This window comes from Jeotgalibacillus sp. S-D1 (assembly GCF_004358665.1).
In the GTDB taxonomy this organism is placed as follows: domain Bacteria; phylum Bacillota; class Bacilli; order Bacillales; family Jeotgalibacillaceae; genus Jeotgalibacillus.
Genome location: NZ_SMZR01000001.1, coordinates 1049756 through 1073477 on the forward strand (window position 1 = coordinate 1049756; position 23722 = coordinate 1073477).

General features: G+C 40.1%; 27 protein-coding genes. 10 read left to right on the forward strand and 17 right to left on the reverse strand.

What is annotated here, in order from left to right; all coding sequences use genetic code 11:
• Window positions 1-51 precede the first annotated feature (51 nt).
• The gene (locus E2R51_RS05350; protein ID WP_133375980.1) at window positions 52-441 is read left to right on the forward strand and encodes a DUF7147 family protein; all 390 of its coding nucleotides are present in this window, start codon (window positions 52-54) and stop codon (window positions 439-441) included.
• 114 nt (window positions 442-555) lie between these two features.
• Here E2R51_RS05350 and E2R51_RS05355 read toward each other — a convergent pair whose 3' ends face one another.
• Window positions 556-831 (reverse strand): YlbG family protein, encoded by a 276-nt coding sequence (locus E2R51_RS05355; protein WP_133375981.1) that lies wholly within the window; start codon window positions 829-831, stop codon window positions 556-558.
• 88 nt (window positions 832-919) lie between these two features.
• On the opposite strand from E2R51_RS05355, the gene E2R51_RS05360 reads away from it, so the two are divergent.
• The gene (locus E2R51_RS05360; protein WP_133375982.1) at window positions 920-1237 is read left to right on the forward strand and encodes a hypothetical protein; all 318 of its coding nucleotides are present in this window, start codon (window positions 920-922) and stop codon (window positions 1235-1237) included.
• An 83-nt stretch (window positions 1238-1320) separates the two neighbouring features.
• Complete coding sequence (locus E2R51_RS05365; RefSeq protein WP_133376340.1) at window positions 1321-2223, forward strand: glycerophosphodiester phosphodiesterase family protein; 903 nt, start codon at window positions 1321-1323, stop codon at window positions 2221-2223.
• Window positions 2224-2313: 90 nt separating this feature from the next.
• Here the strand turns inward: E2R51_RS05365 and E2R51_RS05370 are convergent, their stop codons facing one another.
• A complete protein-coding gene (locus E2R51_RS05370; RefSeq protein ID WP_133375983.1) occupies window positions 2314-2760 on the reverse strand; it encodes a YlbF/YmcA family competence regulator in 447 nt (148 codons plus the stop codon).
• Between the two features lie 60 nt (window positions 2761-2820).
• Complete coding sequence (ylbD, locus tag E2R51_RS05375; protein WP_133375984.1) at window positions 2821-3192, reverse strand: spore coat protein YlbD; 372 nt, start codon at window positions 3190-3192, stop codon at window positions 2821-2823.
• A gap of 121 nt (window positions 3193-3313) precedes the next feature.
• Between ylbD and E2R51_RS05380 the strand changes: the two genes are divergently transcribed.
• The gene (locus E2R51_RS05380; RefSeq protein WP_133375985.1) at window positions 3314-3799 is read left to right on the forward strand and encodes a PaaI family thioesterase; all 486 of its coding nucleotides are present in this window, start codon (window positions 3314-3316) and stop codon (window positions 3797-3799) included.
• Between the two features lie 21 nt (window positions 3800-3820).
• On the opposite strand, the gene E2R51_RS05385 is transcribed toward E2R51_RS05380, so the two are convergent.
• Window positions 3821-4912, reverse strand: a complete 1092-nt coding sequence (locus E2R51_RS05385; RefSeq protein WP_165967145.1) for a CAP domain-containing protein — start codon at window positions 4910-4912, stop codon at window positions 3821-3823.
• A gap of 207 nt (window positions 4913-5119) precedes the next feature.
• On the opposite strand from E2R51_RS05385, the gene E2R51_RS05390 reads away from it, so the two are divergent.
• Together E2R51_RS05390 and ytvI are read left to right on the forward strand one after the other, a co-directional pair.
• Window positions 5120-5479, forward strand: coding sequence for a YugN family protein (locus tag E2R51_RS05390; RefSeq protein ID WP_133375987.1), 360 nt, complete (start codon window positions 5120-5122; stop codon window positions 5477-5479).
• A 92-nt stretch (window positions 5480-5571) separates the two neighbouring features.
• A complete protein-coding gene (ytvI, locus tag E2R51_RS05395) occupies window positions 5572-6630 on the forward strand; it encodes a sporulation integral membrane protein YtvI (protein ID WP_133375988.1) in 1059 nt (352 codons plus the stop codon).
• Window positions 6631-6688: 58 nt separating this feature from the next.
• On the opposite strand, the gene E2R51_RS05400 is transcribed toward ytvI, so the two are convergent.
• From E2R51_RS05400 to cyoE, 7 genes are all read right to left on the reverse strand, one after another.
• Window positions 6689-7150 carry a DUF420 domain-containing protein gene (locus tag E2R51_RS05400; protein ID WP_133375989.1) on the reverse strand — a complete coding sequence of 154 codons (462 nt, stop codon included), beginning with the start codon at window positions 7148-7150 and terminating at the stop codon, window positions 6689-6691.
• Between the two features lie 28 nt (window positions 7151-7178).
• Window positions 7179-8087 carry a cytochrome c oxidase assembly factor CtaG gene (gene ctaG / locus E2R51_RS05405; protein WP_133375990.1) on the reverse strand — a complete coding sequence of 303 codons (909 nt, stop codon included), beginning with the start codon at window positions 8085-8087 and terminating at the stop codon, window positions 7179-7181.
• Between the two features lie 333 nt (window positions 8088-8420).
• Window positions 8421-8753, reverse strand: a complete 333-nt coding sequence (gene ctaF / locus E2R51_RS05410) for a cytochrome c oxidase subunit IVB (protein WP_133375991.1) — start codon at window positions 8751-8753, stop codon at window positions 8421-8423.
• 4 nt (window positions 8754-8757) lie between these two features.
• Entirely contained in the window at window positions 8758-9387 is a 630-nt protein-coding gene (locus E2R51_RS05415; RefSeq protein ID WP_133375992.1) for a cytochrome (ubi)quinol oxidase subunit III, read from the reverse strand.
• Window positions 9387-11276: a cytochrome c oxidase subunit I gene (gene ctaD / locus E2R51_RS05420; RefSeq protein ID WP_133375993.1), complete on the reverse strand. Its 1890-nt coding sequence runs from the start codon at window positions 11274-11276 to the stop codon at window positions 9387-9389. The genes E2R51_RS05415 and ctaD overlap by 1 nt, the downstream gene beginning before the upstream one ends.
• Window positions 11277-11306: 30 nt before the next feature.
• Window positions 11307-12416 (reverse strand): cytochrome c oxidase subunit II, encoded by a 1110-nt coding sequence (coxB, locus tag E2R51_RS05425; protein ID WP_133375994.1) that lies wholly within the window; start codon window positions 12414-12416, stop codon window positions 11307-11309.
• 89 nt (window positions 12417-12505) lie between these two features.
• The gene (gene cyoE / locus E2R51_RS05430) at window positions 12506-13420 is read right to left on the reverse strand and encodes a heme o synthase (RefSeq protein WP_133375995.1); all 915 of its coding nucleotides are present in this window, start codon (window positions 13418-13420) and stop codon (window positions 12506-12508) included.
• A 470-nt stretch (window positions 13421-13890) separates the two neighbouring features.
• Between cyoE and E2R51_RS05435 the strand changes: the two genes are divergently transcribed.
• On the forward strand, window positions 13891-14769 hold the full coding sequence (locus E2R51_RS05435) for a COX15/CtaA family protein (RefSeq protein ID WP_133376341.1): 879 nt from the start codon (window positions 13891-13893) through the stop codon (window positions 14767-14769).
• Between the two features lie 23 nt (window positions 14770-14792).
• On the opposite strand, the gene pyc is transcribed toward E2R51_RS05435, so the two are convergent.
• The 3 genes from pyc to E2R51_RS05450 form a co-directional block, all read right to left on the reverse strand.
• Window positions 14793-18233, reverse strand: coding sequence for a pyruvate carboxylase (gene pyc, locus E2R51_RS05440; protein ID WP_133375996.1), 3441 nt, complete (start codon window positions 18231-18233; stop codon window positions 14793-14795).
• Window positions 18234-18279: 46 nt separating this feature from the next.
• The gene (locus E2R51_RS05445; RefSeq protein ID WP_240732962.1) at window positions 18280-19536 is read right to left on the reverse strand and encodes an FtsW/RodA/SpoVE family cell cycle protein; all 1257 of its coding nucleotides are present in this window, start codon (window positions 19534-19536) and stop codon (window positions 18280-18282) included.
• Window positions 19537-19649: 113 nt separating this feature from the next.
• Window positions 19650-19931 (reverse strand): Fpa/YlaN family protein, encoded by a 282-nt coding sequence (locus E2R51_RS05450; RefSeq protein ID WP_041057226.1) that lies wholly within the window; start codon window positions 19929-19931, stop codon window positions 19650-19652.
• Between the two features lie 257 nt (window positions 19932-20188).
• Here E2R51_RS05450 and E2R51_RS05455 point away from each other — a divergent pair, with 257 nt between their 5' ends.
• A complete protein-coding gene (locus E2R51_RS05455) occupies window positions 20189-20686 on the forward strand; it encodes a peptidyl-prolyl cis-trans isomerase (RefSeq protein ID WP_133375997.1) in 498 nt (165 codons plus the stop codon).
• Between the two features lie 97 nt (window positions 20687-20783).
• Here the strand turns inward: E2R51_RS05455 and E2R51_RS05460 are convergent, their stop codons facing one another.
• Entirely contained in the window at window positions 20784-21239 is a 456-nt protein-coding gene (locus tag E2R51_RS05460; RefSeq protein WP_133375998.1) for a pyridoxamine 5'-phosphate oxidase family protein, read from the reverse strand.
• A 174-nt stretch (window positions 21240-21413) separates the two neighbouring features.
• Here E2R51_RS05460 and E2R51_RS05465 point away from each other — a divergent pair, with 174 nt between their 5' ends.
• The gene (locus E2R51_RS05465) at window positions 21414-21617 is read left to right on the forward strand and encodes a YlaI family protein (RefSeq protein WP_133375999.1); all 204 of its coding nucleotides are present in this window, start codon (window positions 21414-21416) and stop codon (window positions 21615-21617) included.
• A complete protein-coding gene (locus tag E2R51_RS05470) occupies window positions 21617-22051 on the forward strand; it encodes a hypothetical protein (protein ID WP_133376000.1) in 435 nt (144 codons plus the stop codon). The genes E2R51_RS05465 and E2R51_RS05470 overlap by 1 nt, the downstream gene beginning before the upstream one ends.
• Before the next feature lie 38 nt (window positions 22052-22089).
• Here E2R51_RS05470 and E2R51_RS05475 read toward each other — a convergent pair whose 3' ends face one another.
• On the reverse strand, window positions 22090-23040 hold the full coding sequence (locus E2R51_RS05475; RefSeq protein WP_133376001.1) for a threonine ammonia-lyase: 951 nt from the start codon (window positions 23038-23040) through the stop codon (window positions 22090-22092).
• A gap of 86 nt (window positions 23041-23126) precedes the next feature.
• Window positions 23127-23711 carry a 3-isopropylmalate dehydratase small subunit gene (gene leuD / locus E2R51_RS05480; protein ID WP_133376002.1) on the reverse strand — a complete coding sequence of 195 codons (585 nt, stop codon included), beginning with the start codon at window positions 23709-23711 and terminating at the stop codon, window positions 23127-23129.
• Window positions 23712-23722: the final 11 nt, after the last annotated feature.

Here is a 23722-nt window from a genome sequence, read left to right on the forward strand (position 1 = left end):
AAATGACAGCTAAAATGATACACTATTAGTTGTTTGAAAGGATGGGATGGCATGATACAAAGATTTATTGAATTGGGAGAAGGTTATTCAGACTTATATGAGATGTTGGAAATAATAAAGGGAAGCAAAAAGCGTGTGGAACGGCTGCTCGCTCTCCATTCAAAAGATGGAGATAAAAACAAAACCTCTGTAGCTGCGGTAATGAAAATGACAGATCCCGGTAAGTTCCAGGCGATATATATCTGCAGAGAGGGCATTCCCGACCACAGAATTACTCCAAATAAGAGGTTTGATCTGTTCGTTCAGGCGGCTGGTCAATACGACCTTCCGCTTGTGGAGATGGATGTTCAGGCTTCTACGCGGTTTGCCGAAAAAGAACTTTATTACCAGTACTTGACGGGAATATTGAGAATGAATCGATACTTGCCGCCGCTATCATAAAAAAACCTCATGATGAGAAACGAATAATATAAAGGGCCGTTTCATCAACTGTTGTCTTATAAAGTACATGGCCTGCAAATCGGGACGAGAACGAATCTTCTCGTCTCAATTTGTTTACAAGCCCATTTTATAATCGTACTCTTTGGCTTTATCGGGTTTGGCATTTTCATATTCCGTTTTGACAAAAGGTCTTTGGGAGACATCCACTTTTTTTACATAAGAGTAATTCGTTAATTTATCTGCAAGCTTTTCAACTTCATTTTGATTGCAGTATAATAATACATATTTCATTTTTCTTGACACGTAATGAACATTTCCAAATCTTCTTAACGTTTTTGCGTGTTTTAAGCTGTGAAGCCATACAATTAGTCCCTGTCGATCCATTAGCATATTCATTACCTCACCTGATTTTCTTATCTTAAATTGTAGCACAATAAATCATAGATCGGCAACGATTCAATGAATGGAGGCAAGCGTTATGGATATGGATCTGATATGGAAGGACTTTATTACGTATTTAAGTACAGCAGAAGGCATCATCTCTGCCCGATGGAGGAAGGCTGCAGGCATCCCTTTCTTATATATTACTGTTGATTCCCTGTCTCAGCAGCGTTTGCACGATGAAATAAAGAGATGTGCCGGCCGTGCTATGCGTGGCAAAAGGCTGCATGCTGAAACAGTCCCTGTCAGGTCAAACCAAACCGACTATGTTTTTCGCCATCGTTTTTTTGTGCCTCAGGAGAAAATGTTCTGCTGTGGAAACCTGTGTCCGGATTGTATACGGTTCAGAATATAGAAAAAAGGTTACATTTGTTTGAGAAAGGGTATCATGCTACCATGAAGGAATAGAAATATACATATCGAAACGGGGGATTTATGATGGGAAAAAAAACGAATATTGGTTTAGCCGTTGCTGCTTCAGGGGCTGCCATCTGGGCTGGCTCCAAAATTGCATCGAAGCCTGTACAGCGACCGGATAAAAAGTATTTTGAAGGAGAAAAGCCTCGCATTTTTGCTCACCGAGGTGGCGCAGATCTGGCTCCGGAAAATTCAATGGCAGCTTTCAAACATGCGGCTGAATTAGGCGTTGACGGTTTTGAGGTTGATGTACGCCTGACTAAGGATGAACAGCTCGTTGTATTCCATGATCGTTTTATCGACCGTACAACAGATGGTGCAGGACGTATTGCAGATTACACCCTTGAAGAATTAAAAGAGTTTGACCTCGGGTTTCATTACCGCGATATGCAGGGATCTCAATCGTATAGAGGAAAAGGCGAAAAAATAGTTACGTTGAAAGAGCTGTTCGAAGCTTTTCCTGATCATTATATTAATCTTGATATGAAAGAAGATCCTGATACCTATGAAGGAAGTTTAATGCCTTCAAAAGTCTGGAGGCTGATTGAAAAGCTCGGTGTTGAGGATCGGGTTCTGGTGACAAGCTTCTTCGATGAACAAATTGACCGTTTTTCTCTGTACGCTCAAGACCGTGTTGCAATTGGAGCCGGTGAAACTGAAGCCCGCAAAGCATTCTCGCTTTTTAAAAGCGGCTTTGGGCACTTGTACCATCCACGGGCAGATGCTCTTCAAATTCCAACAAAATATGGGGTGATCCCTCTTGATTCTCAATCATTTATTGAATTTCTGACATCACTTAATATTCATGTAGAATATTGGACAGTAAATGATGTAGAAACAATGGATCGGCTCTTGCGCTATGGAGCACACGGGATTATAACCGATCGTCCCGACATCGCTCTTCAGCTGCTATCTCACGAATAGAATTTAAACAAACAAAGATCAGTGGTCGCCCACTGATCTTTGTTTGTTTTTCCTTATTTTTTTATAACGATATGCTGCAAAGTATTTATTTTATGCGGAGCAAGAACAGCCGCCGCCTGATCCACAACCCCCGCTGCACCCTGAGCCTGAGTCGAAAAATGCATTACCAGTTGGTATCTTCACATTTTGTGAAACAGCATACCCCACCAGCTTACTAACTTCATCAAGCAGTGCCTGCAGGTTATTTTCAGCCACCCTAAATTGGGCCACCTTCACATCCATATCCATTTCCCGTTTTGTTTCCCTGATCTCTTTCATGACTCTAGAATAATCAGGATGATATCGACCAAAACGCTGAACTTCTTCGTATAATTCTTTTAGTTTAACAAATCGATGTATTTTATCCATCGCCTCGTTTGACGATTTTAATTCGTTGTGTTTGTTTAAATAATCTATGGTAATGTCTGATTGCATAATCATTTCTGTTAATTCATCTGCAGTATCCAGCAGTTCCATCCGTTCTATGGTAGCTAACATAATTGCACCTCCGTGAATGTATTCTATCACGAAAGGCTTAAAGATAAAAATAATTCTTATTTATTTCCAGTAAGTCATGTAGGACTCGTTTTTTGTTGTGCCCTGATTTCGTTTATTCTGAGTGGATTGAAATTGCGAAAGCAGGCCAGAGACCATTTCAAGGGCATCCTTGCATTGTTCAACATACTGTTCGATCTGGTCGTCATCAAGAGACTGTAATTTGTTTTTGATTGTTTTAATCCATTGAGTTGAGGAAGACCCAGATTCATCTTTCGCATCATTGACCCATCTCTTGTCATCTTCACCAAACAAATACCATTCTTCAAAAAGTTCCTGCCAGGTACTTTCCTTTTTTCTCACCTTTTGAATGATGTGAGGATTTTTTAACAAAAACGATTTGAATTCCTGTAACCGCTGTTCACGATCCTCCATTTTAATCTCTCCCTTTACTTCCAATATGTTTTTCCCATCATTAACAGGCAATGTTTCGTGTCACACCTATGCTTTATGATATGATAATAATCACGTATTGGTTAAGGAGGATCACGGTGAAATGAAAGAAGAAATACGTTCATTAACCGAGGAATTGTTTGAGCATGGCGCTGAGGACGATTTGGCTGTATTGCATCAAATTCTGACCGGGTTAAACGATAAAAATAAAGGTAAATACAGCTCTTATGTTGGAGCCCTTTTGAACATGCAAAAAGAATGTACTGCTTCAACTTGTACAGTAACAGTTCCAATATCAAAAACCCTGTTTAATTCTTTAGGGATTGTTCATGGCGGCATGACTGCTACGGTAATTGACAGTGCAATGGGAACATTAGCTAACCTTTTGGCACCTGAAGGCTTTGGAGCCGTAACCAGTCAACTTAATATACATTATATTCACCCTGTGAATGGAGAGAATATGACGGCTGCGGCTCAGATTCTTCACCAGGGACGCAATACAATGGTAGTAGAAGGCTACGTCTTAAATGCGGCAGGCAAACGCGTTGCACATGCCACAGGGTCATTTTATCTTATTGAAAAGAATTAACATAAAGTGAAAACGCATCAGCTATTGAGCTGATGCGTTTTCGTTTACGGATGATTCAGACTTGGTATTCTTTATAAAATCCTGTGTGAAATATAATTGATAGACCCCTACCCCCAAATGAGTGAATTCTTCTTTTAATAAAGTTTCCCGGTGAACGCTTGAATTCATCCATGCATGCATGACAGCAAATGAGTGATGATAGTTGGATGCTATATTTTCAGATGCCTCTTGAAAGCTTATCCCCATTTCAGTCAGCCGGTCGGCTAATGTTCCTTCTGTGGGTGACTCATTGGCAAAAAAAGAATCTTCATACATGTTTTCGCTATGCCCTCTTGCTACCTTTGCAACGTCTTCTTCCCAGTTCATTTCATTTAAGCCTCTTTGTGTCCGCAAGACATTTGTCATGTCAAAAATCTGCTGTTCATTTGCAGCATCTATCTCCCTTTGATAATCCTCTTTTAAATCAAGCGGTGGCAATTCTCCTCTGTATACTAATTCGTATGGCCTTTGCTCAATTAGAGTTTCCTTATCCAAATAATAGATGCCAAGAACTTTTCCCGTAAACTCATCAACTAAAATTTGGGCAAAAATATCACCAAAAGGAATCAGCAATCGTGTTTGGAGATCTTGTTCACTTAATTCAAATTGATAAACATTGTCATTGTTCTCAACAACTATTTCACTGTTAATCATAGAAAAGCGATATATTTCATCGATGGGCTGTCCAATATAATATGGAGAAACATCCAAGCCTTCTCCGAAAGCAAAAATACCACGCACTACCCCGTTTTTTAGAGCTACCTGCATATACCCTTCAGGTCCCCTGTTATATATCATCCAATCCAGTTTAAATTGTCCTGGATCAATTCTGTCAGGTTCACCCCAATCACCGGTAAATGACTCCGCTGATTTACCAATATAAATAGAGAGCCCGGACTTTGGACGCGTTAAACCATCCGATATTTCAGGCGGGGTATTTGATTTTGAATCCTGGCGAGATAAATCACTAAATTCATTATCAAGTATTTCATTTTCCTGAATGGAAGGGCCACTGTAAAAGCCGATTAGAAAAATGGTGACAAGCACCACCATTATTCTTAAAAATACTTTCATATTTGACCCTCCTCTCTTTATTTTCTTTCTTTTAATTATACACATGTGTATAAAGTCTGTGTAGGGTGACGTTATTTCATGATTTAGCCACAAATAAATTCAATTAAACGGCTGACGTAATTGCAACTTCTATTTTTTTCGACTATTATTAATCAAGAGACGTTTATAATTAAATTAAGTCTGGAATTATAGGAGGGAGTTATTCAAATGCGCTTTGAAAATACAGGCATTGAAACACTGCTAATCGAACTAGATCGTTTAGATGAAATCATGAAAGAACATGGATTGATTCGTGCCGGTCAGTGGGACTGGGAACGAGTTACATATGATCGGAAGTTTGAAATTCGTGAAGGTACATTCTATCTTCGAATCTTTGGCTATACTGAAGATGGAGATATTGGCAGCCATGACGCTGACGTTAAACTTTTAACACCGTTACTGGGCAAGCATTATTACCCGCATGGTGTGGAATATGGCGAAGGTGAAGAATTTCCTGAACATCTAGTACAAACTTGTGAAAAGCTTTTAGTAGCTCTGCACGAAGAGCTTTCTGTAATTAGTGAATAAGAATCATTAAAGGAGCCATTCATCATGGCTCTTTTATTGTACAGTTGTTCTATTTTCCACTGACAAGACTACTGTTCGAAAGGAGCCCTACATTGTCCAAAGTGCTTACTAAGCGTAATGGCATTATCTTAGCCATGATCGTCTTAGCGATCTTAATCATTTATTTTATATTACCCGTGTCAGTTCCTCTAATTATGGCTCTAATTACTGCACTTATCCTGGAGCCGATCGTCAAGCTGGTTCAAAACCGCGTCAAAATTAAGCGGCAGCTTTCTGTCGCAGCTGTGTTTATTTTATTTATCGCATCCATCAGTTTTCTGCTTTATTTCTCCATTACAAGGCTCGTTGGCCAAGCAATACAATTCGTGGAGAATCTTCCCGATTACGTAAATGAACTCTCTGACTGGTGGACCGGTGTAGAAGCTAGAATGACCAGTGCTTTCGCTCAAGTGCCGGCAGAAGTTTTGTCAGAGATTAGTGCTGAAATGCAAAAATTCCTTACTGATTTTCGAACGGGTATTACAGGATATATTAATGTTGAAACAGTTACAAGCATTGTAACGAATATCCCTGATTATTTGGTAAGTTTTATTGTCTATTTAATCGCTCTATTCCTTATAATGATCGATCTGCCCCGAATTCGCTCAAGCATTTACAGCCATTTAAAAGAGAGAACAGCTGAAAAAGTGCGTTTTATGACTGCAAGACTGTCAAAAGTAATTTGGGGGTTTGCAAAAGCTCAATTTTTAGTAAGCTTATTAATCTTATTTGGATCTTTAATCGGACTGTCATTTATTGCTCCAGAAGTAGCCTTAATTATGTCGCTCATCATTTGGATAATCGATTTAATTCCCATTATTGGATCCATTGTAGTCCTGGGACCATGGGCCATCTTTCAGTTAATCACAGGGGACATTGAACAAGGCATTCAGCTTTCTGTTTTAGCAGTGGTGCTCCTGGTTATCAGAAGAACTGTTGAACCGAAAGTCATGGGCTCACACATCGGCCTTTCACCGCTCGCCACCCTTATTGCCATGTTCTTAGGGTTAAAGCTGTTTGGTATTCTTGGATTTATTATCGGTCCTTTAGTATTGATTATATTTAACTCAGCAAAAGAAGCCGGCATAATTAAAGTGAATTTTAAGTTTTAACACCAGACTGTTCTTCATATCAAAAAGCCCATATCCAAAATGGATATGGGCTTTTTGATTAGGAACCTAATATCGCTTTAATAACAGAAGTAGTTTCTCCGCCTTCATATAAAACATAAAGCAGCGAATAAACCATTACACCGGTTATTGCTGTAAAAAACCATACAACAGAGGTAATCGGACCAATTCTGCGATGTTTTTTAATATTATTTTTATAGCCAAGCCATAGTGTAACCAAGCCAAAAACAGCTCCACTTGTAGCCAATGTAATGTGGAAGATCAAAAACACCGTATAATAGATCTTGAGATCATCCGGACCCCCAAAGGCTGTGTTCCCAATAAAGATAGTTCTGCTCGCATAAATAATAAAGAAGGTTAATGCTGCAATTGCCGCTGCAAACATTGTTTTTTTATGTGCTTCAATTTTTCTCTTCCGTACAAGCCACCATCCGACAGCAACTAATATTGCACTTACGACAATAAAAAAGGTGCTGAGGGTAGGTAATAAAGGTAGATTCATTTCATAATCCTCTTTCCATTAAAGTTAGTTAAGTTTGAAATTGTTTTTCTTTATACAAAGAGGCATTTAATGCATCTCCTTCTTCCTTGTCACGTCGATACCATTCAAAGAAAACCTGAGCTAAAACAATTCCGTAAACGATTTCCTGGATAATTTTCATTACCACTCCACCGAGCTGCTGGTCTTCTAAAGGAGGCATGTTATTGAATAACTCCGGTCCTGTAATGCCGGTTAACCCCTGCAGCGTTCCAGCTGGTACGCACAGCGCCATGGCCTGCAACCAGGCTCCTCCATTGTAAAACGTATCGTACATAGGTGTATCAGAAAAAATAATCAACGCACAGGCAGGTGTAAGTAAAATCCCATCTGCAAAGATGTACCCAATTTTTTTTACTCCGCTTAATCTGTACTCGTCCTCCACCCTGTTTACCAATGGCCACCACATAAAAAAGGCTAACATCAGCAGCACGCTTGTGAAACCAGCATGAAGTACTTCATCCGTTTTGATTGCATCGAAAATCAACGGGATATGGTAGAAAGAAAACATACCATTAAACAGAATTAACGCGATAATCGGCTTAGTGAAAAATTTAAATAAAGGACGCACGAAACGATGGTTAATTAGAGATTTCCACATATAATTTGGCACAGCCACAATTAATAGCGGTGGAATAACTAAATAAAATACTGCCATTTGAATCATGTGAACAGAAAATAATATATGGGCAAGCAAATCCAAAGGCGATCCCTTAACGATATAAATAAGAATCATGGCGGTTGAAAACAAAACAATCTGCTTTCTGGTTAACGATTCATTATCTTTAAAACGGTGTTTCCACTTAGTAGCTAATAAAAAAAATAAAGCAGTAAGTACCACTATAGCCAGTAAAAAATACGGACTCCATAGAGCGCGGAAACCAAAAATTTCAATCGACATCCGGCACCATCCTTTCTTTTCTGCAATCTCTATTCCTATTATATCTTTGCCTACAGCTTACTTCAACGACACTACATGACAAAGTATTGACAATCAATGAGCAAAATGTTCACTTAGGGCTGATTAATGCTAATATTATTTATCAAAACAAGGATTCTGTAATATTCTCTATCATGATTTAAACTCCTTTAATTGGAGATGAAGATATGAGACTCCAGGGCACCGGAAGACGTCTCACTTAATTCCTGAGAAAGCGATCAGCATCAGCTGAAATTGGCAGCCACAATATTGCAATACAAAAAAAGCTGCCGAGTAATCTCGACAGCCTGCTTTTTACCACCAGACGATTGTTAGAAATGTGAGGATGGTAATAAAGGCGATAAACACGCCAGTATAAAGAAATAATGCTACCCCTTCATGTCCTTTATGACTCATGTGCATGAAGTTGTAAAGTTGAAGAACTACTTGGACTGCTGCCAGTACTAATAATACAGGTAATACAAAGTATTTATCAAAACCAGCCATTACCATGATAAAGGCAATAAGCGTCAGGAAGATCATTAAAGCGAAAGAAGTGACCTGCGTCCGCATCTCCTGTCTTGCTTTATTGCGTCGATACTTATAATTGACTTTCGGGTTCGCTGAAGTTGATTGCTGAGTCGCCATCAGTTTATCCCACCATTCCCATTAAGTATACAACCGTGAAGATAAATACCCATACAACGTCGATAAAATGCCAGTAAAGAGAGGCTACAAAGAATTTTGGCGCGTTGTACAGATCAAGTCCACGCTTGGAATTACGAATTAATAACAATAGAAACCAGCCTAAACCGATCACTACGTGACCACCATGAAAACCAACCAATGTGTAGAATGCAGAACCAAAAGCACTGCTTGTAAAAGTATGCTCATATTCGTGCACATAATGATTAAATTCATAAATTTCAAATCCTAAAAACGCTAATCCCAAGCCGACTGTGATAATCAGCCAGGTTTTCATTTTCTGGAAGTTGTAATTTTTCATATGATACATTGCGTACACACTGGTAAGCGATGACGTCAGTAGCAACATTGTCATAATAAATACAAGCGGCAATTCAAACATATCTGCTGCCAGTTTATGCGAATCACTTGGAACCTTATCCTTTAGAGCAAGATAAGTAGCAAACAAGCTGGCAAACAATACGGTTTCCCCGCCCAGGAATAACCAAAATCCTAAAAACTTATTTTTACCTTCAAGGGTAGTTTTTTCAGGGGATTCTGGCCATGTTCTTGAAGTGAACTTATGCTGAGTATCCATTAATCCCTACCCCCTTCTTCATCTTCCATTAAATCTTCTTTGTGGATATGATAGCCATGATCGTCTTTAAGAGAACGAACAGCCATTGAACCAAGCGTAATTAGCATACCGATTACTAACACCGGAAGGGCCCATACGAAAGATTCACCATCTGAAGCTCTCCAGTCAACTTGATACATTGCACCAAAAGCTGCAATAAATAAGCCCAATGACATTACAAATGGAATGAATGAATTGTTAGGCATATGGATATCGCCAATTGGTTCAGCCGGCGTCATCTTAGTATTGCCTTCCATTTTTTCAATCCAGTATGGATCTAATCCACGAACAAGCGGAAGCTGTTTAAAGTTATAAAATGGCGGCGGAGATGAAATTGCCCATTCAAGTGTACGTCCGTCACCCCATGGGTCATTTCCTACACGTTCATTTTTAACTGAAGTAATAACGATATTAATCAATAGCACAATTACAGCTACAGCCATAAAGAAAGCGCCGATTGTACTGATCAGGTTTGGCAATTCCAGGCCTTGTCCAGGCAAGAACTTCCAAATACGTCTAGGCATTCCCATTAGTCCCAAGAAATGCTGAATAAAGAATGTTCCGTGAAAACCGATTAAAAATAACCAGAACGTAATTTTACCAAGAGTTTCATTTAGCATTGTTCCAAACATTTTCGGCCAGTAGAAATGTGTTCCGGCTAAAAGTCCAAGAACAACTCCACCGATAATAACGTAATGGAAGTGGGCTACTACAAAGTAAGTATCGTGATACTGATAGTCAGCTGCTGCTGCAGCAAGCATAACCCCGGTAACTCCACCTGCTACAAACGAAGGAATAAATGCAACTGCATAAAGCATAGGCGTTGTAAACTTAATGCTTCCTCCCCACATTGTTAACATCCAGTTAAAGATCTTAACACCTGTTGGGACTGCAATTGCCATAGTCGCTACAGCGAAAATTGCATTTGCGGTTGGTCCTAATCCTACAGTGAACATATGGTGAGCCCAAACCATGAAGCCAAGGAAACCAATTAGTACTGTAGCAAAAACCATTGCTGCATAACCGAAAAGTCTTTTTCTTGAGAAAGTTGCAAAAATCTCAGAGAAAATACCAAATGCCGGAAGGATCAAAATGTAAACCTCAGGGTGACCGAAAATCCAGAATAAATGCTCCCAGATAATTGTGTTACCACCCATAGAAACATCGAAGAAACCTGCTCCAAACATTCGATCAAATAACATAAGGAATAATCCTACTGTCAGTGGTGGGAATGCAAAAAGAATTAGCGCTGATGCCACAAAGCTTGACCAGGTAAACAGCGGCATACGCATATAAGTCATACCAGGTGCACGCATGTTTATAATTGTAACCAGGAAGTTAATCCCGGCGATCAGGGTTCCTGCCCCCGATATTTGCAGACCTAATACATAAAAATCAATTCCATGTCCTTCAGATGCCAGTGACAGGGAAGCATATGAAGTCCACCCGGCATCAGGCGCTCCGCCTAAAAACCATGAAAGATTCAGAAATATTCCTCCGAAGAAGAATAACCAGAATCCAAGTGAATTCAGAAATGGGAACGCTACGTCCCTCGCTCCAATTTGAAGCGGTACTACTGCATTCATAAAGCCAAATAATAACGGCATGGCTGCAAGGAAAATCATCGTTGTTCCATGCATGGTTAATAATTCGTTGTATAGTCCCGCACTAACAAAGCTATTGTCAGGAACAGCCAATTGAACACGAATGATCATGGCTTCTATACCGCCGACCAGGAAAAAGAAACCTCCGGAAATTAAATAAAGGATTGCTATCTTCTTATGGTCGACCGTTGTGAGGTAATCCCATAGGACACTCAAGAATCCTTTTTTTTGTGCAACGGTACTCACTCGTTATACCTCCCTTGTTCGATCTCCGATTTATTCAGTGTAAACTTTTAATCCCATTAGATATTCTGTCAACGCATCAAGATCCTCATCAGAAAGATCATCCTCGTTGTATCCGCCCATTTTATTTCCAGGCTTTAATTCATCAGCATCGCGAATCCAATGCTTAATATTTTCTTCCTGAGAATCTTCAGAATCACGGTTATCAAGGATTCCCGCAACGTACGTGCGCTCTCCAAATGTTGCAAGGTTAGGTCCTACTGATGTACCGGCACCCTGACCAGGAGAAACAGCATGACATTGAATACAAGACTGCTCTTCAAATACTTCAGCGCCTCGTGCAGCTAAATCACTGTCCGGCTCCTGCTGCTCTGCTTCTGCAGCTTCCTGCATCGATGCTACCCAGCTGTCGAAATCATCGGAAGAAAGCGTTTGAACTTTAAAGTCCATCAGCGCATGTGAAGGTCCGCAGAGTTCAGCACATTTACCATAGAAAAGATCGCCTGCTTCAGCTGATTTTTCACTGTCAAAATTAAGATAGAATGTGTTCATGTTATCAACGTTTGTATCAATCTTTCCTCCAACTGCAGGAATCCAGAATGAGTGCTTAACGTCAGAAGCAATAACATTAAAGTATACATTTTGATCTGTCGGGACGACCAATTCCTGTCCAGTTACAATTCCCTGGTCCGGATAAGAAAATTCCCACCAGTACAGATTAGCACGGACATCAACGACCAGCGCCGTTCTGTTGCCTTCTTCATCTGTTTTTTCAAGCTCTGCCTGATCACCAAGCTCAAATGTAAGGGCGACTGTTGGTACCGCTAACACTAGAACCAAAATAATTGGAATAACTGTCCAAAGAATTTCAAGCGTGTGACTTCCTTCCACTTGCTTTGGAATAACGTCTTCTCCTACCTTTGAGCGGCGGTATTTTGTAATTGCAATAAAATATACAATTGCTACTACAATAATCACAACAACCATGATGATTGTACTCAAGATCATTAAGTTATATTGCTTTTGAGCCACTTCACCTGCAGGCTGAAGCGTAGATAGGAACGGCTCTCCACAGCCGGACAAAATAAACGCTAACGCCGTAAATAACGGCAAAAGACGCCATTTCTTTAGCCCATTTTTCATAGCTTAATTAAACCCCTCTTTCATTCAAATATTCTTTTTAATGGAGAAAGTTATATATGGATTTCTTAAAACAGAAAGAATTCCTGTAACTAAATGAAAGTGATAAGAACCATACCGACAAAAAGAATCGTTAAGTAGTTCAATGAATACACAAACATTAATGTTGCCCATTTTACATCATCTTTCATTCGATACCCTGCAAATGAAAGCGCTAACCATCCGATATTTAAAATTGTGGCTAATACTAGAAATGCGGTGCCGAGTGAGGATAGTAAAAATGGTAATGGAAATAAAGCAATAACCCAGATTAACATATGCTTTTTCGTAACAGCAAAGCCTTTAACTACCGGCAGCATCGGAATTCCTGCAGCCCGGTATTCTTCAACTCTTCTCATGGCAATCGCATAAAAATGAGGCGGCTGCCATACGAACATGATTAAAAACAATGCTAACGGCATTGCGCCAAGATTAGCATCTACTGCAGCCCAGCCAATAAGCGGAGGCACTGCACCTGATATGCTTCCTACAATGGTGTTGCTTACGTATCTTCTTTTAGACCACATGGTATAAAAAACAACGTAGCTGACTACACCGATTAAACCGATAATACCTGCCGTAATGGTGGTCATGAATAACATAATTTGCCCAATTGCAATGAGTCCAAGACCCAAAGCTAATACACGTGACGGCTGAACACGTCCAGTTACTGTAGGACGATTTTTAGTGCGTTCCATCAAGTGGTCGATGTCCCGGTCTATGTAATTATTGATGCTGCAAGAGCCAGCAACAATTAATGATGAACCGATCATCGTCAATAGCATGATGTCCAGCGAACCCAGGAATTGCGCATTGGTGAAATACATGGCCAGCCATAAACCCGTAAAGGTAGTGATGAAATTAGAATTAACAATTCCAATTTTTATTAGGGCGAGGAAATCTTTCCAAGCAGTTGTTTCAGAAAAATCTGCCTCTTTCACAGCCGACACAACTCGACTATTTGACACATTTTCCCCTCCTCTCCATACTTGCTAATACAAATTACTACATCTACTATAAAGGATAGCGAACATGATTTCTATATTTAAAATGAAATTCAGACAACTTAGGATGAACACATTTTAGAGAAATGTAACAATTCCTTCACAACTCAGAGACGTTTTTATAGTATAACATGGGTTTAAGTTATTCTTGTATAATTTATTTCATCTTATAAAACATGAGGTTGTGAAGAAACTTTGTCCTTATCAATGAAAAAAATGTGTCACATTTCAAAAAAGGGTACCATCGTTCGCCTTTCTATAACATAATAATATAGATGCTTAAATGAACGAAAACAGCTTCCGATGATTTTTTCAGGCACAGTGGTTAACTTCTGCCTAGGAATGACCTTAAATCATCTAAAATAGAATAAGTAGGTGAGAAACCCTTGCAATCAAAGGCATTAAAGTATTTAGCTGTAATCACCACACTGGTTATGCTTCTCGTCCTATTAGGCGGTGCACTGGTGACAAAAACAGATTCCGGGGCTGGATGCGGCCAATCTTTTCCATTATGCCATGGTCAACTCATCCCCGCCGAATTATTGTTCGAAACAATTGTTGAATTATCCCACCGGGTTGTCTCCGCAGTGGCAGGTTTGCTCGTGCTTACATTGTCAGTATGGTCATGGAGAGCCCTCGGCCATAAGCGGGAAACGAATTTTTTAGCAATCCTTGCATTTTTCTTTTTAATGCTCCAGGCATTATTAGGGGCCGGCGCAGTGGTTTGGGGTCATTCTGATGTGATATTGGCACTTCATTTTGGAATTTCTCTTATCTCATTCGCTGCTGTATTACTACTTACCTTATTAATTTTTGAAGTCGACCGAAAATTTGATGCTGAATCAATTGTGATTGATAAGCGGATGAGATTTCACACATACGGGCTGATGACTTATATTTTTGCCGTTGTTTACTCAGGAGCATTTGTACGTCATACCAATGCCAGCCTCGCATGTCCGGACTGGCCATTTTGCGTAAACAACCAGTGGACTTCGCTTCCGCTGAATCCTTCCCAATGGATTCAGATGGGCCACAGGATGGCAGCAGCACTGATTTTCATCTGGATTGCTTATATCGCATTAATCGCCTACCGAAATTATAAACATCAGAAAGTCATTTACTATGGCTGGATGATCGCTTTTGCTCTTGTTTCAGGACAGGTGATTACCGGGGCTTTCGTCGTAATTACCCGCCTCAATTTAGTATTGGCTTTGTCCCACGCACTTATTATATCTTTGCTTTTCGGACTGCTAAGTTATTTTGTCTTACTCATGTCCAGAAGCAGGGTTAACCGAAGTAAAAAGAACGGGTAGCACAGTGTGCTGCCCGTTCTTTTTTATTTCTTTTTCAATTTAATAAGCAGGTCTCCCGGACTCAGTGTTTCCCCGTCTGAAACCAGAATGTCTTGAATTGTTCCATTAAATGGTGCTTGAACGGTTGTTTCCATTTTCATAGCTTCTGTAATAATCAGATGATCTCCCTGCCTTACTTCATCACCTGAGCTGACTACTACTTTTATAACGGTTCCTGGCATCGTGGCACCAAGCTCTTCCTCATTTTTAGGATCTGCTTTTTGTTTTGCGGCAACAGTAGCTTTAATGTTTTCATCCTTGATCACTACTTCGCGCTGCTGACCATTTAAATCAAAGTAAAGGACCCTTGTTCCATCCGGCCTTGCTTCACCAACCGAAACTAATTTAAGGATCAGAGTCTTGCCGGTTTCTATTTCAACATCGATTTCTTCTCCCAGCCTCATTCCATAAAAAAACGTTGGCGTATCAATAACAGAAACATCCCCAAACTGCTGGTTAGTATCTGTATATTCTTTAAATACCTTAGGATAAAGCGCATGGGCAATAGCATCAAAATTTGTAATCGGTCTTCCAAGTTCTTTATACAATTCTTCTTTTAGATTATCAAAATCCACATCTTCCAGCAGCTCTCCGGGACGCACCGTGATCGGTTCTTTTCCTTTTAAAATGACTTTTTGAAGTTCTTCAGGAAATCCTCCGTGCGGCTGCCCTAAATAGCCGGAGAACAGTTCAATTACTGAATCTGGAAAATCAATTGATTTACCTTTATCAATTACACTTACTTCATCGAGATCATTTTGTACCATGAATAAAGCCATGTCCCCTACAACCTTGGATGAAGGAGTTACCTTTACAATATCACCGAACAACTGATTTACTCTGGCGTACATATCTTTTACTTCTTCCCAGCGCGAACCAAGCCCCACGGCTTTTGCTTGCTGTTGAAGATTGCTGTACTGGCCTCCTGGCATTTCATGTTTATAAATTTCTGAGTGCGGGGAATTCATTCCGCTCTCAAAATCTTTATAATACTTCCGGACATCCTCCCAGTAGTGCGACAATGTCTCTGCATGATTTACGTCCATCTTAATGTTGCGGCCGGTCCCTCCGAGTGCATAATACAAAGTGCTTGAACTTGGCTGAGAAGTTAATCCGCCCATAGATCCCAGCGCTGTGTCGACAATATCAACTCCAGCCTCAACCGCCTTTGCATATTGATAGATGCCGTTTCCGCTTGTATCATGTGTGTGCAGATGAATTGGCAGGTCAACCGTTGCTTTTAATTCTGAAATTAAGCGGTATGCCGCTTCAGGCTTAAGTAATCCTGCCATATCCTTTATGGCCAGAATATGTGCACCCTGGGCTTCAAGCTCTCTTGCTAGAGATTTGTAGTAATCAAGGTCATATTTTGCCCGGCTTGGATCAAGTATGTCACCCGTGTAACAGATGGCAGCTTCTGCAAGTTTCCCGGAATCCCGAACCGCTTCGATCGCCACTTCCATCCCTTTAACCCAGTTTAAACTATCGAATATGCGGAAGACATCAATGCCTGCATAGGAGGATTTTCGAACAAACTCCCTAATAACATTATCAGGATAATTTTTGTACCCTACGGCATTGGATGCCCGTAAAAGCATTTGAAACAGAACATTAGGAATCTTTTCCCGAAGTGTTAACAGCCTCATCCAGGGATCTTCTTTTAAGAAGCGGTAAGCAACATCAAATGTCGCTCCTCCCCACATTTCATAGGAGAAAAGATCAGACTGCATCCGGGAGGAAGCGTCAGCAATATTTTTAAGATCAACTGTACGGACACGGGTAGCCAAAAGTGATTGATGTGCATCCCTGAATGTCGTATCTGTCAGTAATACGTCTTTTTGATCTTTGACCCATCTGACTAATCCGTCAGCACCTTCAGTTTCTAAAATTTGTTTTGTTCCTGCTGGAGGCGCCTCAAGTAAATTAACCTTAGGAATTCTGGCTCTAGGAAACTCCGGCTTTTCTATTTTTTCTATACCGGGGAATCCATTAATTGTAACGTTCCCAATATAGGACAACATTTTGGTTCCTCTGTCTTTTGACTGTGGGAAAAGAAAAAGCTCAGGTGTTGTATCTATGAATGATGTATTATAATCTCCTGTTAAAAAACTTTTATGTTTAACTACATTTTCAAGAAATGGGATGTTGGTTTTGATGCCCCGAATCCTGAACTCCTGAAGATTACGGACCATTTTGGCAGCAGCCTGTTCAAAGGTAAGCGCCCACGTTGAGACCTTAACAAGCAGTGAATCATAATGAGCTGAGATTTCAGCACCTTGATAACCATTGCCGGCATCAAGTCTTACACCAAATCCGCCACCCGAACGGTAGGCCATGATGCGGCCCGAATCAGGCATAAATCCATTTAATGGATCTTCCGTAGTGACACGGGACTGAATGGCATATCCGTTTAATTGAATTTCATTTTGATATGGAATGGCCATGCGTTTACTATGTAAAAAATGTCCTTCAGCAATTAAGATTTGCGACTGAACAATATCAATCCCTGTAATCATCTCTGTAATGGTATGTTCTACCTGAACACGCGGATTAACTTCGATAAAGAAAAACTCATTCTGTGAAACGAGAAATTCCACGGTACCGGCATTTACATAATTGACATTTTTGGCAAGCATTACGGCAGCTTCACAGATTTTTTCCCGCAATTCGTCTGTCAGAGACAATGAAGGCGCTACTTCAACGACCTTTTGGTGTCGGCGCTGAATGGAGCAGTCCCGTTCATATAAATGAATAATCGTCCCTTCCTTATCCCCAAGAATCTGTACCTCAATGTGTTTAGGGTTTTCAATGTATTTCTCCACATATACTTCATCGTTGCCAAAAGCAGCTTTAGCTTCCGATTTTGCACGGTCATACGATTCCTTCAGCTCATCAGCTGATCGGACAATTCGCATTCCCCGCCCGCCGCCTCCAAGAGACGCCTTTATGATAAAAGGAAACCCGTGTTCTTTTCCAAATTCCTCAACTTCCCGCACACTTAAAACCGGACCGTCACTGCCTGGTATAACAGGAATGCCGGCATTAACAGCCTGCTGACGTGCTTTAACTTTATCTCCAAACATATCTAAATGTTCAGAATCAGGACCGATAAAAACGATTCCTTCTTCTTCACATCGCCGTGCAAAATTAATATTTTCTGACAGGAAGCCGTATCCCGGATGAATTGCATCCACATTCGCACGTTTAGCAATTTCAATAATACCTTCAATATCTAAATAAGCATCGATTGGCTTTTTTCCTTCACCAACCAAATATGCTTCATCCGCTTTAAAACGGTGAAAGGATCCACTATCTTCTTTTGAATAGACAGCAACAGTGCGCACATCTAATTCTGTACAAGCCCGAAACACACGTATAGCAATCTCACCGCGATTTGCTACTAAGATTTTTCTTATATTCTTCAATGAAATAAGCCTCCTTCGTGATGTTCAAACAGGCAGCATAATCAATCTAATAGCCCCTGTTTGTTTTTCGTTGTTGATATTGTGGTGTTTCCTTTATTTTCACATTTGCTGCACGCGCCGGATCACTTTCTTCATTACGATATCGATCTTCGTACTTAACAAACATGGAAACATTTAGCAGAACCCCCATCGACAGCGACAGCAAAATCAGCGATGATCCGCCGTAGCTTATAAATGGCAGAGGAACCCCTGTAATCGGGATAACTCCCGACATTCCGCCCAGGTTAATAAAAGTTTGAATCCCAATCATACTTGAAATACCAATTGCCAGCATTTTACCAAAACGATCCTTACTCCGAATGCCAATAAATATACCTCGAAGGACAATATACGCAAGGCCAAGCAAAACGAAACCTACCCCAGCTATACCAAGCTCTTCAGCGATTATGGCCATGATAAAATCAGTATGCGGTTCAGGCAGATAGCCAAGTTTTTGAATACTTTGCCCCAATCCGCTGCCCCACAGGCCTCCATTGCCTATTGCATAGTAAGAACCCACCAGCTGCCAGCCATTATCACTGATATGAGCAAAAGGATCTGTATAAGCTGCGATCCGGCCAAGTCTCTCTTCTGAGAAAATCCGGTAAAATCCATCCCTCTTAAATAAAAATAAGAGTCCGCTGAAGAACACCATGAGTCCCGCTCCAATACCTGCAAGCTTTAGCATGCTTTTGAATTGCATTCCTGATGATACAATGACGCTCATCCCTATTAAAAAAATAATGGCTGCTGTTCCAAAGTCCGGCTCAAGTGCAACGAGAAAACAAGTCGCGATTAAAATGGTCAAAGGCGGCATTACCCCACGGTTAAACTGATCTATGTAGGAGTATTTCTTGGCATAAATAGCCGATAGGTATACAATAATCCCCAGCTTAGCAAACTCTGAAGGCTGAAGCTGAAAAGAACCTATTTGAAGCCAACTCTGAGCATTATTCACGTTTGTACCAAATACCTGTACTGCTAAAAGCAATGTAAACATAAGCGTTAAAATAACAATCATCATCGTCTTTTCTCTGTACAGTTTATACGGAATCAGCGCCATTACACTGAAACCAATAAACCCTATTATCAAATTTCTAAGCTGCAGAGTGTAGAAAAAATTCGGATCCTGATCCATTACTTCTACCGCATACACCATACCGGCACTGTACACCATCACAACTCCAAATATCCCAAGCAAACTATAGGCGATCAGCAAGGAGTAGTCATACGTTTTGAACATTCGTTTCAGAATGGTCGACATTTTGTATCAATCCCATCTTTAAAATTATAATTCGATTTGAAAAGTCAAAAATCCTGCTTTTTTGATATAAAAAAACCCAAACAATCGATTTACATTGTTTGAGTGGTAAACAATTACTTATTGGTGAATGCCTCATGCAGGATTGAAAGCTCTTTTTCCAATGAATCCATCAGCGTCTTCCCATCCATTTCATCTACAAGTCCAAGACGAACAGCAAATTCTATTTCACGCGACAACCCAAACATTTGCGTATCTAAAACTTCTTCGTACAATGGACACTGGGGCATCGTCAAGTTATCCATTTGGACTTTTATCAGCTGGGCAATTTTCTCAGCGTCTTTTCGCAAGAGAGAATATGCTTTTTCACGATGATCTATTTTGATTTCAGATGTCACATTGATCCCCCCATTCCATGCAAATTACAGTCATCTATTTTCAACGGCAGTTATCTTCAAATATTCCGTTGCTGAACTCTGTTACTCTTTTATAAAGTGTAGCGTTTTAGCGTCTAAATTGCAAGCTTAGCTAAGCGGATGAATGTGGATAATTACGTAAAATTTTTTGATTTAAATAAAACGAAAATGATTTTTATGTGACAAGCGTAATTGGCGAATGTATACTTTTAATAATGATTTATTTAGGAGGAAATGCTATGAATAATACAATTCCAGTAAAAGGACTTGTCAAATACTCGATCACTTTAGATCCGGGGGTATGGATTTTCGATGATCGTAAAGTGGATTTAACTACTTATTTTGATGAGGAACGCGAAGAAGTTGATGAACTTGAGGAATACACTAAAGCAGTAGCAACCCATTTTTCTAGAGAAATTCAAGAAGGGGCTACCTACCCTCCAACGATTAAAACAGAACGTAAATTTGAAAAACAAAAAATATTAAACGGCACATTCGGCATTTTGCTTAAGCCATTCATTGAAAATGCAGAACCTGAGGAAAACGCTTCTATGCTGACAGTGAAAACGAAAAACGGAAATCATACTTTCACAATTGAAGAAGCAAAAACCCTTGTTGCCGCTTTCTCGAAAAATGGACAGCCTTTAAAAGAAAATGGACCGATTCATATTCTTTTCCAGGATGGTTCAAACCGCAATAACCCAATTACTGACATAGAAAGTTTCTATATCTCCTGAATTACTGCACTGGAGCACAAAGCCATGGCACTTGAGGGGGATCTCGCTACTTTTTGGTAAAAAAATCAAAAGCACTGAACACATTAAGAAACAAGTGTCAGTGCTTTTTTAATTCATTCATTACCTGTTGATCCAGCTTTTTGGCTGCATCCTCATCATAGGTTTTATCAAATTTCGGTTCAGCAATTATTTTTGCGCCGTAAAACATCACATCACGGACTTCTTTAATGCTTAATTCAATTATGGAAAGACCAATAGGCACTTCTGAAGAAGCTGACCCCTTAACCCTGGCTGTGCCGCTGATTGAGTATGAGGTTTCGTTGGCTATGATATTTAAGACGATAAGCGGCTGTTTTGAAATATTTGATAATATTCTGGAGCGATGATGCACTGCAAAAAGAATGGTCAACTCGTCTTTAGCATGTACCCAGGACAAAGCGCTGACATTTGGTCCCCCGGTCTGATAGTCGATTGTGGACAGCTGTACAAAACGTTCGCTCAAAAACTCTTCATATAAAACTGGATCCAGCCGGTCTTCTACCCGGTTTGCCATTTTCATCACCTTCCATTTCATGTAGTTATTATAATATAAAATGACCTGCAGCACACCTGAAAAGTTAAAAGAAAAACATAACGCCAGGGTAAATCTGCATTAATCACCAACCTCCTGCATGTCATGGTATAATACTCTTATATTATCGGATTTTTTATTTCAGGAGGTGTCCACATGCGTGTGAAGTGTTTAATATGCGATAAGATCGAATCTATAGATGATTTCAGCCCTTTAGCAAAAAAACTGCGAAATCGACCGATCCACACTTATTTATGTGAGGAGTGCAATCAGCGGATCGAAGAAAAAACAAAAAAACGCATTGCAACAGGCAACTTTAAATTTTATAAAAGCTCTCAAAGGATAGAGGACGACTTTTAATGGTGATGAAAGGCTCTGTAATAGGCATTTTGTCAGGAATTATTCTGGGCGCTCTTCTAAAATGGTTTGAGGCGGTTACCTCAGTAAAAATATATACCCTTTTATTAAACGTTGATTTTATTCCTATTGTCGGCAATTATATCTGGCCTGAATGGATTGAATTTATTTTTCATTTAATTATATCGATCATAATCGGCATTATCTTTCTTGTTATTTTAAATAAAATCGGCAATACAGTAAAAAATCAATTTTTTGTTGCTTTTGCTTTAACGATCCCCACGATTTTTTTATACTTTCCTCTTGCTGCATTAGCCATCAAGGATGTGCCTGCTCCATTAAATGGATTTGCATTTACTCTTTGGACGATCGGCCACCTGGGGTATGCCCTTTCAATCCCGCTTGTCTGCTGGCTGCTGGATAAAAGAACAACGTAAAAAAGCGCGATGTGATCGCGCTTTTTTACGTTCAGTTATCAGATAATAGCTCTTTGCTTTTGAAGCTTTCTTTTATTGTCTTCTACAATTTTTCTGCAATGTTCAAGTTTGATCACATCAAAGTTGCCTCCGCTGACCATTACACCCACTTGATTTGCCTTGCCTGTTATATGGTGGTTAAGCAAGGCTGCTACGCCCGCTGCTCCCGCTCCTTCAACAAGCATTTTTTCTCTTTCAAGCATAAATAATATGGCTTCTGCAATCTCCACTTCCGACACAGTAACCATGTCATCAACATAATTTTTGATAATGGATGAAGTATATTCACCTGGCGATTTTACTTTTATTCCTTCTGCGATGGTCGCCTTAAAAGGAATGAGTTTTTCGTCCAGACCGTGAAAAGCTGAAGCAATGGCCGGAGCTGCTGCCGCTTGGACGCCGATGACTGAAACATCCGGTCTAATCGCTTTAACAGCAAGAGCTGTTCCCGCCAGCAAACCGCCTCCACCTGCGGGTACGACAATGGTATCCAGCTGAGGGTTTTGCTGAAGCATCTCCAATGCTACTGTTGCCTGTCCCTCTATAATTGTCATATCATCAAAAGGGTGTACAAATGTGGCTCCAGTCATTTTCTGGTGTTCACATGCTGCCTGGTATGCCTCATCAAAAGTCTCCCCGACCAGTTCAACCTTCGCCCCGTATTCTCTCGTGGCATCCACCTTTGCAAATGGTGTTGTTGTAGGCATAAAAATGGTTACTTTAACACCCTTTTCTCTTCCTGCAAGCGCTACACCCTGAGCATGATTGCCGGCAGATGCTGCTATAATTCCCCGTTTGCATTCCAGATCAGTCAACTGAGAGATCTTATTGTAGGCGCCTCTAAGCTTAAATGAACCCGTCCGCTGAAGGTTTTCCAGTTTCATCCATACATTTTTTCCGGTTCGCTCATTTAATGTAGAAGATTGTTTGCATGGTGTCCGATGTACGATTTCGCTTAAACGTTCTGCTGCTTTAAATAAGCTCGCTGTGTCATGTGAATTCCCAAGGGGATCATCCTCTCAAATTATGAATTTGGTTACGCCTGCTGTTTCTCATACTCTGTTATTTGTTTTTCGTATTGAAAAGTTAGTGCAATTTCATCCCAGCCATTTAACAGCATTTCTTTCCAATAAGGGTCAATGTCAAAAGCAACTTTCTTTTCATCTTGTCTCTGAATAAACTGTTCCTTTAAATCCACTGAAATCTGATATTTATGACCTTTACTTGCTCTAAATAACTGTTCTATCTCCCTTTCTTCCAGCCGAATGGGCAAAATACCGTTTTTTACACAGTTATTATAGAAGATATCTGCAAAACTGGGGGCAATCACAACTTTAAAGCCGTAATCCAGCAGTGCCCAAGGGGCATGTTCGCGGGAAGACCCGCATCCAAAATTGTCATTCGCAAGCAAAATAGAAGAACCTTCATATAGCGGATTATTTAATACGAATGATTCATTTTTTGAGCCATCCTCATTAAACCTCCACCCATAAAATAAAAATTGCCCAAAACCCGTACGTTCAATTCTTTTTAAAAATTGTTTAGGAATAATTTGATCGGTATCGACATTGACCCGATCAAGCGGGGTCACAATGCTGGTGTGTTTATTAATCGGTTCCATACTTATCCTCC